This window comes from Mycobacterium scrofulaceum (genome assembly GCF_002086735.1).
In the GTDB taxonomy this organism is placed as follows: domain Bacteria; phylum Actinomycetota; class Actinomycetes; order Mycobacteriales; family Mycobacteriaceae; genus Mycobacterium; species Mycobacterium scrofulaceum.
The window spans coordinates 1-13,802 of the sequence record NZ_MVIJ01000030.1 but is presented as its reverse complement, the minus strand read 5'-3'; the positions used below and the strand labels follow the sequence as shown (position 1 = coordinate 13,802).

Annotated in this window: 14 protein-coding genes; 10 read left to right on the top strand and 4 right to left on the bottom strand. The window is 68.3% G+C overall.

Annotation, left to right across the window (positions count from 1 at the left end; all coding sequences use genetic code 11):
* The first annotated feature begins 24 nt into the window (after window positions 1-24).
* The 7 genes from BST44_RS18660 (at window position 25) to BST44_RS18630 (ending at window position 7,064) form a co-directional block, all read left to right on the top strand.
* Window positions 25-756 carry an enoyl-CoA hydratase gene (locus BST44_RS18660; RefSeq protein ID WP_083178588.1) on the top strand — a complete coding sequence of 244 codons (732 nt, stop codon included), beginning with the start codon at window positions 25-27 and terminating at the stop codon, window positions 754-756.
* A 5-nt stretch (window positions 757-761) separates the two neighbouring features.
* Window positions 762-1,874, top strand: coding sequence for an MBL fold metallo-hydrolase (locus BST44_RS18655; protein ID WP_142274566.1), 1,113 nt, complete (start codon window positions 762-764; stop codon window positions 1,872-1,874).
* Between the two features lie 38 nt (window positions 1,875-1,912).
* Complete coding sequence (locus BST44_RS18650) at window positions 1,913-3,490, top strand: serine hydrolase (protein WP_083178587.1); 1,578 nt, start codon at window positions 1,913-1,915, stop codon at window positions 3,488-3,490.
* Window positions 3,487-5,856, top strand: coding sequence for a cation-translocating P-type ATPase (locus tag BST44_RS18645; RefSeq protein WP_083178586.1), 2,370 nt, complete (start codon window positions 3,487-3,489; stop codon window positions 5,854-5,856). Before BST44_RS18650 ends, BST44_RS18645 begins: the two co-directional genes overlap by 4 nt.
* 41 nt (window positions 5,857-5,897) lie before the next feature.
* Entirely contained in the window at window positions 5,898-6,086 is a 189-nt protein-coding gene (locus tag BST44_RS18640) for an antitoxin (RefSeq protein WP_083178585.1), read from the top strand.
* Window positions 6,087-6,090: 4 nt separating this feature from the next.
* On the top strand, window positions 6,091-6,564 hold the full coding sequence (locus BST44_RS18635; protein WP_083178584.1) for a type II toxin-antitoxin system Rv0910 family toxin: 474 nt from the start codon (window positions 6,091-6,093) through the stop codon (window positions 6,562-6,564).
* A gap of 65 nt (window positions 6,565-6,629) precedes the next feature.
* Entirely contained in the window at window positions 6,630-7,064 is a 435-nt protein-coding gene (locus BST44_RS18630; RefSeq protein ID WP_083178640.1) for a hypothetical protein, read from the top strand.
* Window positions 7,065-7,068: 4 nt separating this feature from the next.
* Here the strand turns inward: BST44_RS18630 and BST44_RS18625 are convergent, their stop codons facing one another.
* From BST44_RS18625 to BST44_RS30150, 4 genes are all read right to left on the bottom strand, one after another.
* Window positions 7,069-7,551, bottom strand: coding sequence for a VOC family protein (locus BST44_RS18625; protein ID WP_083178583.1), 483 nt, complete (start codon window positions 7,549-7,551; stop codon window positions 7,069-7,071).
* Window positions 7,551-9,065 carry a carotenoid oxygenase family protein gene (locus BST44_RS18620; RefSeq protein ID WP_083178582.1) on the bottom strand — a complete coding sequence of 505 codons (1,515 nt, stop codon included), beginning with the start codon at window positions 9,063-9,065 and terminating at the stop codon, window positions 7,551-7,553. The genes BST44_RS18625 and BST44_RS18620 overlap by 1 nt, the downstream gene beginning before the upstream one ends.
* Window position 9,066: 1 nt before the next feature.
* A complete protein-coding gene (locus BST44_RS18615; RefSeq protein ID WP_083178581.1) occupies window positions 9,067-10,302 on the bottom strand; it encodes an acetyl-CoA acetyltransferase in 1,236 nt (411 codons plus the stop codon).
* A gap of 443 nt (window positions 10,303-10,745) precedes the next feature.
* Window positions 10,746-10,976, bottom strand: a complete 231-nt coding sequence (locus BST44_RS30150) for a hypothetical protein (protein WP_083178580.1) — start codon at window positions 10,974-10,976, stop codon at window positions 10,746-10,748.
* A 396-nt stretch (window positions 10,977-11,372) separates the two neighbouring features.
* On the opposite strand from BST44_RS30150, the gene BST44_RS18605 reads away from it, so the two are divergent.
* The 3 genes from BST44_RS18605 (at window position 11,373) to BST44_RS18600 (ending at window position 13,358) form a co-directional block, all read left to right on the top strand.
* A complete protein-coding gene (locus tag BST44_RS18605; protein WP_083178579.1) occupies window positions 11,373-12,851 on the top strand; it encodes a glycoside hydrolase family 183 protein in 1,479 nt (492 codons plus the stop codon).
* Window positions 12,852-12,935: 84 nt separating this feature from the next.
* Window positions 12,936-13,076, top strand: a complete 141-nt coding sequence (locus tag BST44_RS30145) for a hypothetical protein (RefSeq protein ID WP_158086663.1) — start codon at window positions 12,936-12,938, stop codon at window positions 13,074-13,076.
* 48 nt (window positions 13,077-13,124) lie between these two features.
* The gene (locus BST44_RS18600; protein WP_083178578.1) at window positions 13,125-13,358 is read left to right on the top strand and encodes a hypothetical protein; all 234 of its coding nucleotides are present in this window, start codon (window positions 13,125-13,127) and stop codon (window positions 13,356-13,358) included.
* The last annotated feature ends 444 nt before the right edge of the window (window positions 13,359-13,802 follow it).

The following is a 13,802-nucleotide window of genomic DNA, read 5'->3' as shown; positions in this document are numbered from 1 at the left end:
ACGAGGCTATATAGGGTGGCTGCCATGATCGGTGTTACCCGGGCCGAAGCCGTGCTGACCCTCGAGCTGCAGCGCCCCGAGCGCCGCAACGCGCTGAATTCCGAGCTGGTCGAGGAGCTGCGGGAGGCCTTCCAGAAAGCGAGCGACGGCACCGTCCGGGTCATCGTGCTGACCGGCCAGGGCACGGCCTTCTGCGCCGGCGCGGACCTGAGCGGCGACGCGTTCGCCGCCGACTACCCCGACCGGCTCATCGAGCTGCACAAGCTGATGGACGCCACGCTGATCCCGGTGATCGGCGCCATCAACGGCCCCGCGATCGGCGCGGGCCTGCAGCTGGCCATGCGATGCGACCTGAGGGTCGTCGCGCCCGAGGCGTTCTTTCAGTTCCCCACCTCGAAATACGGTCTGGCCCTGGATAACTGGAGCATCCGCCGGCTGTCCTCGCTGGTGGGTCACGGCCGGGCCAGCGCGATGTTGCTGACCGCGGAGAAGCTGACGCCCGAGGTGGCGCTGCAGAGCGGAATGGCCAACCGCATCGGGACGCTGGCCGACGCGCAATCCTGGGCCGCCGAGATCGCCGACCTGGCGCCGCTGGCCATCCAGCACGCCAAGCGGGTGCTCAACGACGACGGTTCCATGGACGATTCATTGCCGGAGCACAAGGAGCTCTTCGACAAGGCCTGGAAGAGCCAGGACGTCATCGAGGCCCAGGTCGCCCGCATCGAGAAGCGACCGCCGAAGTTCCAGGGGGCCTGAGCGTCATGGTGCGGGGGGCGCTGCGACTGGCCGCCGGTACGGCCTCGCTGGCGGCCGGCAGTTGGCTGGTGCGGGCGCTGCACGGCGCACCGGCTGCCCTCGGCGCCCATCCCGCGGCGATCAGGGCGGCGGCGCAGGGATCACCGAACTACCGCGACGGCGTATTCGTCAACCTCGACCCCGCCTCGGCTTTCACGATGGATCGGGAGGAAATGCGGCTGGTCGCCTGGGAGTTGATCGGTAACCGGGGCGTGAGCCGGCCGCCGGCGCCGATCCCGTTGGCCGCGCCGGCGATCTTCGACGGCGATCCGGCCCGGCTCGCGGTCAGCTGGTTCGGCCACTCCACGGCGCTGCTGGAGATCGACGGCTACCGGGTGCTGACCGACCCGGTGTGGAGCGACCGATGCTCCCCGTCGGACATCGTCGGGCCGCAGCGGTTGCATCCGCCGCCGGTGCAATTAGCGGGGCTGCCCGCCGTCGACGCCGTGGTGATCAGCCACGACCACTACGACCACCTCGACATCGACACGGTGACGGCGCTGGCTCGCACGCAGCGGGCCCCCTTCTTCGTGCCGCTCGGTGTCGGCGCCCACCTGCGCGCGTGGGGGATACCCGAGCACCGCATCGTCGAGCTGGACTGGCAGCAGAGCGCCCAGGTGGACGAGCTCACCGTGACTTGCATGCCGGCGCGGCACTTTTCGGGCCGGTTCCTCGACCGCAACACCACCCTGTGGGCGTCGTGGGCGTTCTGCGGCCCGAACCACCGCGCGTATTTCGGTGGCGACACCGGCTACACCAAGAGCTTCGCGCAGATCGGCGCCGACCACGGACCGTTCGACCTGACCCTGCTGCCGATCGGCGCCTACAACACCGCGTGGCCCGACGTCCACATGAACCCCGAGGAGGCCGTCCGGGCCCACCTCGACCTCACCGACGACGGACTGCTCGTCCCGATCCACTGGGGAACGTTCCGGCTGGCCCCCCACCCGTGGGCTGAGCCGGTTGAGCGCCTGCTGACCGCCGCGGAACCGGAACAGGTCAAAGTCGCGGTGCCCACGCCGGGGCAACGCGTCGACGCCGCGGCGCCGGCGAAGGCCAACCCATGGTGGCGGTTCTGATCCGGGGTTGGGCAACGCCCCCACGTTAGAGTTCGGCCATGACGAAACGCGCGGCCGCGGCCGCTGTCACCGTGCTGCTCGGCATGACAGGCTGTGGGCCCGCGCAACCGGTATCCAGGCCGCCCGCACTCTCTGACGTACCGCCCAACGAGGTGTCCGGTCTCGCCATCCCCGCCGGCCGCATCGACGACGCCGTCGCGAAGGTCGATGGCCTGGTCGGCGACCTGATGAAGAGCACGGGCGTCCCGGGGATGGCCGTGGCCATCGTCCACGGCGCAAAGGTGCTGTACGCCAAGGGCTTCGGCATCAAGGACGCGGGCAAGGGGCAGGGGCAGGGCAACAAGGTGGACGCCGACACCGTCTTCCAGTTGGCCTCGGTGTCCAAATCGGTCGGAGCCACAGTGGTCGCGCACGAAGTCAGCGACAACGTCGTCGCCTGGGACACGCCGGTCGCGGCCAAGCTGCCGTGGTTCACCCTGGGCGATCCCTACGTCAGCGGCCACGTGACCATCGCCGACCTGTATTCGCACCGCTCGGGGCTGCCCGACCACGCCGGCGACAAACTCGAGGACCTGGGCTACGGCCGTCGGCAGACCCTCGAACGCCTGAAGTACCTCCCGCTGGCCCCGTTTCGGGCCAGCTACGCCTACACCAACTACGGCGTGACCGCCGCCGCCGAGACGGTGGCCGCCGCGGCGGGCAAGTCATGGGAGGACCTCTCCGACGAGGCGCTCTACCGCCCCCTCGGGATGACGTCGACCAGTTCGCGCTTCGCGGACTTCGTCGCACGACCCAACCATGCGGTCAACCACGTCAAGGTCGGCGACACCTGGGAGGCGCGGTTTCAGCGTGACCCCGATCCGCAATCCCCCGCGGGGGGTGTGAGCTCGTCGGTCAACGACATGGCCCGCTGGCTGATGATGCTGCTGGGCAACGGAATTTACGACGGCCGGCGGATCGCCGCGCCGGAAGCCTTGCTGCCCGCCACCAGCCCGCAGGCGGTCTCGTCGCCGGCGAAGACGCCCAAGGCGCGCACCGGGTTCTACGGGTATGGCTTCAACGCGTCGGTCGATTCCTCGGGGCGCACCGAATACAGCCATTCCGGCGCCTTCGATCTGGGGGCGGCGACCAACTTCGTGGTGCTGCCCGCGGAGGGTCTGGGCATCATCGCCCTGACCAACGGCGCCCCCTACGGCATCCCGGAGACGCTGACCGCCCAATTCATGGATCTCGTTCAGTACGGCCAGATCCGCGAGGATTGGGGCGCACTGTACAAGAAGGCGATCGGCTGGCTGAACAACCCGGAGGGCTCGCTGGTCGGCAAGCAGCCACCGGCCCACCCCGGCCCGGCCCGACCGCTGCGCGACTACGCCGGCGTCTACGCCAGCGACTACTGGGGCCCGGCCGTCGTCACCGAACACGACGGCACCCTGCAATTGGCGATGGGTCCGAAGAACCGGACGGTCACCCTGGCGCACTGGGACGGCGACACCTTCACCTTCGGATTGACCGACGAAAACGCCCCGCCCGGAACCATTTCCAAGGCCGTGTTCTCCGACAATGCGGTGAACCTGGAGTACTACGACTCGGACAAGCTGGGAACGTTCACCCGATGATCGCCGGCCTGACCGACGCGGAGGTGGCGCAGCGCGTCGCCGACGGCAAGAGCAACGCGATCTCCGAACGCGCCACCCGCAGCATCCCGGACATCGTCCGGGCCAACGTCTTCACCAGGATCAACGCGATCCTCGGGGTGTTGCTGCTGATCGTGCTGGCGACGGGCTCGCTGATCAACGGGATGTTCGGCCTGCTCATCGTCGCCAACAGCGTCGTCGGCATGGTCCAGGAGATCCGGGCCAAGCGGACGCTGGACACGCTGGCCATCGTGGGTCAGGCGAAACCGTTGGTGCGCAGGCAATCCGGTACCCGGACCCTCTCGCCCGCCGAGGTCGTGCTCGACGACATCATCGAACTCGGGCCGGGTGACCAGGTTGTCGTCGACGGCCAGATCGTCGAGGAGGCGAACCTGGAGGTCGACGAGTCGCTGCTGACCGGGGAGGCCGACCCGGTCACCAAGGCCGCCGGCGACGGAGTGATGTCGGGCAGCTTCGTCGTCGCCGGAACGGGCGCGTACCGGGCCACCAGGGTTGGCCCGGAGGCCTATGCCGCCAAGCTGGCCGAGGAGGCCAGCAAGTTCACCCTGGTGAAATCCGAACTGCGCAACGGCATCAACCGCATCCTGCAGTTCATCACCTACCTGTTGGTGCCCGCCGGTCTGCTGACGATCTACACGCAGTTGTTCACCACGCACGCGGACTGGCGGCAGTCCGTGCTGCGGGCGGTCGGCGCCCTGGTGCCGATGGTGCCCGAGGGCCTGGTGCTGCTGACGTCGGTCGCGTTCGCCGTCGGGGTGGTCAGGCTGGGCCAGCGCCGCTGCCTGGTGCAGGAGTTGCCCGCCATCGAGGGGCTCGCGCGGGTCGACGTGGTGTGCGCGGACAAGACCGGCACTTTGACCGAGAACGGCATGCGCGTCGCGGGGGTCGAGGGGTTCGGCGGATCTCAGGACCGCGTCCACGACGCGCTGGCGGCGTTGGCGGCCGCCGACCCGCGCCCGAACGCCAGCATGCAGGCGATCGCCGAGAGCTATCAACGCCCGCCGGACTGGATCGCCACGGCGACCGCTCCGTTCAAGTCGGCGACCAAGTGGAGCGGGGTGTCCTTCGGCGACCACGGCAACTGGGTGATCGGCGCGCCGGATGTGCTGCTCGATCCCGCCTCGGCGGCGGCCGAAGACGCCGAGCGCATCGGCGCGCAGGGGTTGCGGGTGCTGCTCGTCGGCACCGGTGACGTGGCCGTCGACCAACCGGACGCACCGGGCCGCGTCACCCCCGTGGCGCTGGTGGTCCTCGAACAGAGGGTGCGTCCGGACGCCGCCGAAACGTTGGATTATTTTGCCGAGCAAGGCGTTTCGGTCAAGGTGATCTCCGGCGACAACGCGGTGTCGGTCGGCGCCGTCGCAGACAAGCTCGGGTTGCGGGGCGAGACGATGGACGCGCGCCGGCTGCCGTCGGACCCCGCGGAATTGGCCGACGCGCTGGATGCCTACACCACGTTCGGCCGGGTGCGGCCCGATCAGAAGCGGGCGATCGTGCACGCCCTGCAATCGCACGGGCACACCGTCGCGATGACCGGCGACGGCGTCAACGACGTGCTGGCCCTCAAGGATGCCGACATCGGCGTCGCGATGGGTGCCGGCAGCCCGGCGTCGCGCGCGGTGGCGCAGATCGTGTTGCTGGACAACCGGTTTGCCACCCTGCCGTATGTGGTGGGCGAGGGTCGGCGGGTAATCGGAAACATCGAGCGGGTCGCCAACCTGTTTTTGACCAAGACGGTCTACTCGGTGCTGCTCGCGTTGCTGGTCGGCATCGAATGCCTGTTCGCCAGACCGCTCAAGGCCGATCCCCTGCTGTACCCGTTTCAGCCCATCCACGTCACCATCGCGGCGTGGTTCACGATCGGAATCCCGTCGTTCATCCTGTCACTGGCGCCCAACAACGAACGCGCCTATCCCGGGTTCGTGCGGCGGGTGCTGAGTTCGGCGCTGCCGTCCGGGCTGATCGTCGGGGTGGCGACGTTCGCGTCGTACCTGGTGGCCTACCACGGCCGGCACGCGACGTTCCAGCAACAGGAGCAGGCGTCCACCGCGGCCCTGATCACGCTGCTGATGACGGCGCTGTGGGTGCTGGCGATCGTGGCGCGGCCCTACCAATGGTGGCGGGTGGCGCTGGTCGTCGGCTCCGGGCTGGCCTACGTCGTGATCTTCAGCATCCCGCTGGCCCGCAAGGCGTTCCTGCTCGATCCCTCCGACGTCGCGGTGACGGCGACCGCCGTGGGGATCGGCGTGCTGGGCGCGGGCGCCGTGGAGGCCCTGTGGTGGATCCGTGCGCGGATGCTGGGCGTGCAACCGCGGCTGTGGCGCTAGCGGCCGGCCAAGTAGGATTTCGGCGGGGAAAGGACGGGGAAATGGGATTCCTGGACAAGGCCAAAGACCTGCTGTCGCAGAACGCCGACAAGGTCGAGACGGCGATCGACAAGGCCGGCGAGTTCGTCGACGACAAGACGCAGGGCAAGTACTCCGACACCATCCACAAAGTGCAAGAAGAGGCCAAGAAGGCGGCCGAGTCCGCGGCAAAAGGCGACAACCAGAACTAAGCTCATGGCGAAACTCTCCGGATCCATCGACGTCCCGCTGCCACCCGAGGTGGCGTGGCAGCATGCCTCCGACCTGTCCCGGTACTCCGACTGGCTGACGATTCACCGGGTGTGGCGCAGCAAACTGCCCGACGACATCGACAAAGGGACGGTCGTGGAATCGATCGTCGAGGTCAAGGGCATGTACAACCGGATCAAGTGGACGGTCGTGCGGTACAAGCCGCCGGAGGGCATGACGCTCAACGGCGACGGCGTCGGGGGCGTCAAGGTCAAGCTGATGGCCAAGGTCCAGCCCGCGGACGAGGGCTCCACCGTCAGCTTCGACGTCCACCTCGGCGGCCCGGCGCTGTTCGGGCCGATCGGCATGATCGTCGCCGCCGCGCTCCGCGGCGACATCGACACGTCGCTGGAGAACTTCGTCACGGTGTTCACCCGGCCCGATCCCGGCATGAACGGGGCCGGCCCCGGTCATCGCTGACGCTCGGGCGCCACGCTGGCGTGACGTTCGCGGGGGCCGGCCCGGCGTCGGCTAACCTCGCTGACATGACTCGCCGGCTGCGCCCTGGTTGGCTGGTGGCATTCTTCGCGTTGGTGATTTCGGCCAGCGCGTGGCTGCCGTGGCTGACGACGGCGGTCAACGGCGGCGGCTGGGCCAACGCCATCGGAGGCGCGCACGGAAACTTGGAACTCCCGCGGGGGTTCGGCGCGGGCCAGCTCATCGTCTTGCTCTCCTCGGCGCTGCTGGTGACCGGGGCGATGGTCGGCCGCGGCCTATCGGTCAGGATTGCTTCGGTTGGCGCGCTGGCGATTTCGTTGCTGATCGTCGCGCTGGTGGCGTGGTATTACAAGCTCAACGTCAACCCGCCGGTGTCGGCCCAATACGGCCTGTACGTCGGGGCGGGCGCGGCGGTGTGCGCGGTGGTGTGCTCGATCGTCGCGGTCATCGCGGCGCTGGCCTCCGCTCGGCCCGGCCGCTGAGGTCTCAGTCCGACGGAAACTCGTGCGTTCCCGAGGCCGAGCTGTCGCTCGGCTCGTTGACGCCGAATACGAAAGGCGCGAAGACGATTTCGCGGCCATCCGGGTCGCGGTAGCTGACCGCGCCGGTCGCCTCCCAGTACGGGTGCTGTTCGATGGGCTGGACGCCCGCCCCCTGCAGGCGGGCGACCGCCGCCTGCTGCGCCTGCCGGTCGGGGAAGTACAGACACAGCTGTTCGTGGTGGTCCACCGCGACGGGCTCGACGGACTCCACGATCTCCAGGGTCAGATTCCAGCTGGGCAGGCCGAAGATCGCACCGTTGCTGCCGTAGCTTTCGCCGAACGTCTCGAACAGGGGCAGGCCCACCAGCTCGCGGTAAAACCGCACCGTCTCTTGAAAGTTCGACGACCGGCGAGCGAAGCGCAGAGCACCGATCGTCGCCAATTGCGGCGGCCAGTGAGTGGTGCGGCGCGGCTTGTCGGTGTTCATCACAGCCCGACGGCCGCTGCGGCCGTCTCCGCGGTATCCCAGCGACGCAGCTGTTCCCCGGGTGCCCAGGTCGAATGGGTGCCGCTGGAGATGCGTTCCGGTAGTTGCAGTTTGCAGACCGGCCCGTCGCCGAGTCGGCCGGCATCGAAGACCATGCAGTACGAGGCGTCGGTGTTCATGTCGGTGGTGAGCGTGATCAGGTAGCCGTCGTCCTCGCCGGTGGCCCCGACCCGGGGCGCCATCGCCGTCTCGCTCCCGTAGACGCCGTCGCCGAAGGAGAACTCCTGTTGGCTTCCGGTGCGCAGATCGTGCTTGACCAGCCCGTCGAACAGGAACCACCCCGGCTTGCCGGTGGCGGCGTAGGCGTAGCGGTAGTTGCCCGCGGCGTAGTCGGGGTTGATGGTGCCGAACTCGGTGATGGATTCCGACAGCCGCTCCTCCGTCACGGCACCGGTGGCCAGGTTGAACCGCCATCGGTGCAACCGCGACTGCAGACGATCCAACGCGAGGAAGCGAAACAGCTTGTCCCACTTCGACCCACCGTTGTCGATCGGAGAAGGGTCGCCCTCGAAGAAACCGTCGAGCACGATCTCGTCGCCGTCCTCATACGCGTTGACGAAGTGCAGCACGAACGTCGGGTCCGCCTCGAACCATCGGACGTCGCGGGTGCCGCCGCGGCGGGGGAGGATCGCGAAGCGCGACGGCATGTCCGGGTAGAAGCGCGGCAGGTGCACGTCGTGCTCGAGCAGGGCGGGGTCCCAGAACAACGGAAAGTCGTTGAGAATCACGTAGTTTTCGGTGAACGCCATGTCGTGCGGCAGCCGCGGCCCGGGCAATGGTACGTCCACGTAGTGGACCAGTTCGTCGTTTCCGTCGACCACGCCGTATCGCATGTACGGCTCTCGCTTGCTGTAGTTGAAGAACAGCAGCTCACCGGTTTTGTTGTCGACCTTCGGGTGCGCGGACACCCCCCAATCGGAAGGGAATCGCCCGTTCCAGCTTTCCTTGCCGAGGGTTTCACCCGAGTACGGGTTGACCCGGTACAGGTCGCCGCACTGATAGAAGCTGGTCAGCGCCACGCCGCGGTGCACGATGACGTCGGTGCTCGAGGCATCCTTCATCCTGGTGCGAGCGCCCCAGCCCTCCTCCCGCTTGGCCAGTTGCACCGGTTCGGCCAGGCCCGGCCACAGCGGCCCTCCGGCGTCGTTCTCCGCAAGGAAGCCGTCGGTCCGGACAAAACGATTGCGGTAGAAGGCCTTTCCGTCGCGGAACCCCACCACGTGCAGCATGCCGTCGCCGTCGAACGGGTGGTAGGTCTTCAGCGCCGGGTGCAGCGGGTTCTCGGTGTTGCGCAGGTAGATGCCGTCCAGGTCGTGCGGGATCTCCCCTTCCACGGCGGTCAGGTCGTCGGCGTCCCACTCGGTGGTCTGGGGCCGCCAGGGTCCGGTGCGGTACGGGTGGTCGTCGTCTTCGGGCAGCGTGGACAGGAATTTGCCGACGATCTCCACATCCATGTCACGCGCCTTCTGCTGTGGTGACGACGAAGCTGACGGTGGTGGCGGTGCTGCCGCCGAAGTTGAGGGTGCCGAACGCCTTGGCCCCCTCGACCTGGTAGTCGCCGGCCCCGCCGCTGACCTGCTTGGCCGCGTCGAGCAGCATCCGCACACCGGAGGCGCCGACCGGATGGCCGCCGCCGATCAGGCCGCCGCTGGGGTTGATCGGCAGCCGGCCACCGATTTCGATCTCGCCGTTTTCGATGGCCTTCCACGACTCGCCGGGCCCGGTCAACCCGATGTGGTCGATGGCGAGGTACTCGCTGGGGGTGAAGCAGTCGTGGACCTCGTAGCCGTCGAGGTGGTCGAGGCTCAAGCGGGCGCGCCGCAAGGCGTCGTGCACCGCGGACCGCACATGGGGAAGGACATGACTTTCCCGGGGATTGTCCGCCGCGCGGTCCAGCTTCTCCCGCAAACCCAGTCCCACCGTGCGGTGCCCCCAACCGTCGATGCGGCCGATCGGGCGCGCGGCGGGATGGTCGCGCAGATACGCGTCGCCGACGAGCACCAATCCCGCCGCCCCATCGGTCATTTGGCTGCAGTCGAAGCGTCGCAGCCGGCCCTCGGTGACGGGATTGGTCGCATCGTCGTCGGTGATGGGGTCGGGGACCGTCCAAGCGCGCGTCTGGGCGTTGGGGTTGCGCCGCGCGTTGGCGAAGTTGAGCTGCGCGATGGCCCGCAGGTGCGCGTCGTCCAGACCGTAGCGGCGGTCGTACTCGTCGGCGACCTGAGCGAACATCGACGGCCACAGGTAACGCGCGCCGGCGCCCTCGTGACCTGTCCACGCCGCCGCGCCCAGGTGCCGGGCCGCGGTGTCGCCGGGAACGGTTTTCTCGAGTTCGATTCCCACCACCAGCGCGGTGTCGTAGGCGCCCGAGCGCAGGTCGGCCATCGCGGACAGCGTCGCGATGCTGCCCGACGCGCACGCCGCTTCGTGCCGGGAGGCCGGGGTGTCCCAGAGGTCGGCGCAGACCGTGGCCGGCATCGCCCCGAGGTGGCCCTGGCCGGCGAACATTTCCCCGAAGGCGTTCGCCACGTGGACCACTTCGATGTCGGCGGCGTTCATCCTGGCCGAGGCGAGCGTGCCGTCGACGATCTCACCGGTCAGCGCGGCGAAGTCCTTGCCCTCTTTGGTGAGGTTGCGGGCGAAATCGGTTTGCCAACCACCCAGGATCCACACACCCGACGAGCCGTCCATACGCCGCACGGTACTCCTGGGTGGCCTCCTCGTTGAGGCGTATCCGCGAGCGGTCGTCATGGGGAGTCGCCCAAAAATTGGGGCGGCCCCGTCGGCTCTCGGGCTGAACCGACGGGACCTAGGCGGACGCGAAGGCCGGCCGACGCGTTCGCCTCTCATGGAACATTGCCCCGTACGGCGGCAGGCAAACATGCGGCTTCCGCGCGGACGCCGCGGGCGTCCAGGCGATGCCCTCGACGAGTTCGGTGGGTTCGCGGTGGTCAAGAAGACCGGGTCCCGCGCAGCCGACGGCGGTTGGCCGGCCCAAAAGCCATACCGGGCCGGGGATCCCAGCGCGCGTTGTTGCGGCGTGCTCCTCTCCGCCGCCAGACCCATCCGCCCCAACCGTCACGGCGCGCCGGGCACACGCGGCATCGCCCGCCCCTACTCCTCGCCGACGACCGCTAGGGGAGCGGTGGCGCCGGTGGTGCCGACGGGGCCGGCGGCGCCGAGATGGTCGACGGCGGCGGCAAGGTGGTCAGCGGGGTGGGCGTGGTGGTGGACGCCTGGGTGTCGGTGCCGACGGGCGCCGCGGTCATCACGCCGCTTTGGTGATGACCTGCCAGTGCCGCCGCGGCGATGACCAGGCCGCTGACGGCGAGCAACGCATGGCGCGTGACAGTGCGATCTTGCATGAGGTTCTCCCGGATCGAAAGGATGTGATCCGTATAGCGAATCCATTAGGACCGAAATACGGATCAGATTGTCACGGCAGGATAACACCGGTGCGGGCGCCGGCAACACCCCTGAACCACAGAAAAGCGTCGCCCGACGGCCAACATCACCAGCGGGTTCGCGCCGCGGAATAGCGCGGATGGCGGATGGCGGTGCGGGCGGGATTGTTAGCTGTATACGCCCGGCGAGCTAACCGGGCAGGCCGCCCGTTTCGGCGGGATCCGGCTGCGTTGCGACACGGTCACGGATGCGTACCTATCGCCGCATCACTAGTCACAACAGCCGCACTGATCACTATCGTCACATGAGCCAACTGCGGACGTCAACGCGGTGTCCCGCCGCTCGAAAGGTGCTACATGTCGGCGATTCTTCGAAGTGTGTCGCTATCGATGGCGTCGGCGGCGGCTGTCGGACTCGTCTACGTGGTCGGGCCCGCGCCGTCGGCCAACGCCACCCCGTGCGGTGCGCCGGAAGCCAACGTTGAGCCGCCCGCCGCGCCACCGGCGATGCCCGCGCCGCAGCCGGTCGTCCAACCACCCACCGGGCGCAGACCCACCCACACGAATGACCAGGCACCGCTGCCCAAGCTGGGGCCGCTGATCTCCTCGTTCCTCAAGCCGGCAATTCCCCGGCAGGCCGCGCCCATGAGACCGCAGGCCGAGGTCCTCCCGCCCGGGCCCAACCCACCGGTGCCCGGCCTTCCTCAGCCGCCGAACGCCGGGCAGCTGCAGCCCAACGCCGCTCCGGTCCCGCAGCCGCAACCCGCGGCGGCGCCACCGCCGCCCTCGATCGCGGGGGCGCCGACCTCGCTGGTCGACTGGGTGACCGGTCCCGACGGCCCGAACAAGACGCTGCAGCGATTCAGCATCTCCGGTACCGACCTCGGGATCGCCTGGGAAAACGGCGATCCCGTGAACCGGCAGGTGCTGATGGCCTTCGGCGACACCTTCGGCTACTGCAAGGTCAGGGGCCAGCAGTGGCGCTACAACACCCTGTTCCGCAGCTCGGACCGCGATCTCTCGCACGGGATCCACATCTCGGACGGCATCCCCAACGACCGGTACTCCGGTTCACCGGTGTGGGCACCGAGCCTTTCCAAACAGGTTGTCAACACGATTCACAAGGCCGCCCACGAGACCGGGATCATTCCGACCGCCGGCATCTCGCTCGGCAGGACGCAGTACATGAGCTACATGTCCATCCGGCAGTGGGGTCGCGACGGCGAATGGACCACCAACTACTCGGCGATCGCCCGGTCGAACGACAACGGCCAGAACTGGGGGATTTTTCCCACTTCGATCCGCACGGCGTCCCCGGACGCCATTCCCGGAGCCGGGTTCACCCCCGGTAACGAGAACTTCCAGATGGGTGCCTTCATGAAGGGCAACGACGGCTACCTCTATCAGTTCGGCACCCCGTCGGGACGCGGCGGCGCGGCGTTCCTGTCGCGGGTGCCACCGGCTCAGCTGCCCGACCTGACCAAGTACCAGTACTGGAACGGCGACGAGGGCGGCCGTTGGGTCCCCAACAATCCGGGCGCGGCGACGCCGATCTTCCCGGGTCCGGTGGGCGAGATGTCGGCCCAATACAACAACTACCTCAAGCAATACCTGGTGCTCTACACCAACGGCGGCAGCAACGACGTGGTCGCGCGGACCGCGCCGACCCCGCAGGGGCCGTGGAGCCCCGAGCAGCCGCTCGTGTCCTCATTTTCGATGCCCGGCGGCATCTACGCGCCGATGATCCACCCCTGGTCGTCGGGCCGGGACCTGTATTTCAACCTGTCGCTGTGGTCGGCATACGACGTGATGCTGATGCACACCGTCTTGCCCTAATCGTGATCGTGTCGCACCCCGAATAGTCGGTATACGTGTCGCACCCTGAATAAAGCGGGGGCCTAGTGAGAGAGGAGATCGGCGATGATCACCTTCGACAACCCGGCCACATCGACCGCCGGTAAGCCACGGCGGCCAAGCATCGAGGTGCGCATCGAGGGGGTGCGCCGTGCGGATGGCGCCGTCCGGCTGGGCATCATGCTCGACGGGCGGATGGCGACTTAACCCCACGCGCCGTCCGCCGGCCGCTTTGGCCGGGGCAAGATGTAACGCGTGAGTTGGGCCAAGCGCGAAGCGAGGGCGCTCGCGGAGACGACCCTGACGGGCGATGCGCTACTGGCTGAGCTCGAAGACTATGTCCGCGTGCACAATCCGCGGCTGACGGACGTTCGGCTCGAGCGGGCGACCGCGACCGAGGATTACGACGACGAGGTGCAGCCGCCCCGGCGGTGGTACGTGGTCACCTACCTGGCCGACGACGGCGAGGGCTACGGGATCAAGCCGTAAGCCGTCGCCGTGAGTGGCTGCACGGCTTGACCGCCGTCCTTCACCGGGTTACCGGCCAGTTTTGATGAAGACGAAAGCAGTTCTGCCGGGACCGGATTCGCGCCTGCGGCCGCAGTCAGGTTCTTGGCGGTTCATGGCACAGCGGCGTAGTCGGGAGCCGATGGTGCTCCACCGGAGCGAGGATTGCCGGCGCGGGCAAAGGGCATCATTCATTGAGTTGCGGAGCCGCCGAGGTGTGCGAAGGTCAACGCGGGATCCGCGAAAAGGCCGGTGCTGAGCTTGGCCGGCGCCGCGCGGAACCATCGTGTGAATACCTTGGATGCACCCTGCCAACCGTGGCGTGCTGGCAGGCGGCCGGACTATCGCCCTAGACGGTATGGGGGGCGGCGTGAGGCCGAAGGCCTCGGGCTGCAATCGGACGTGGGTTGCCTGTATCGAGTGAAC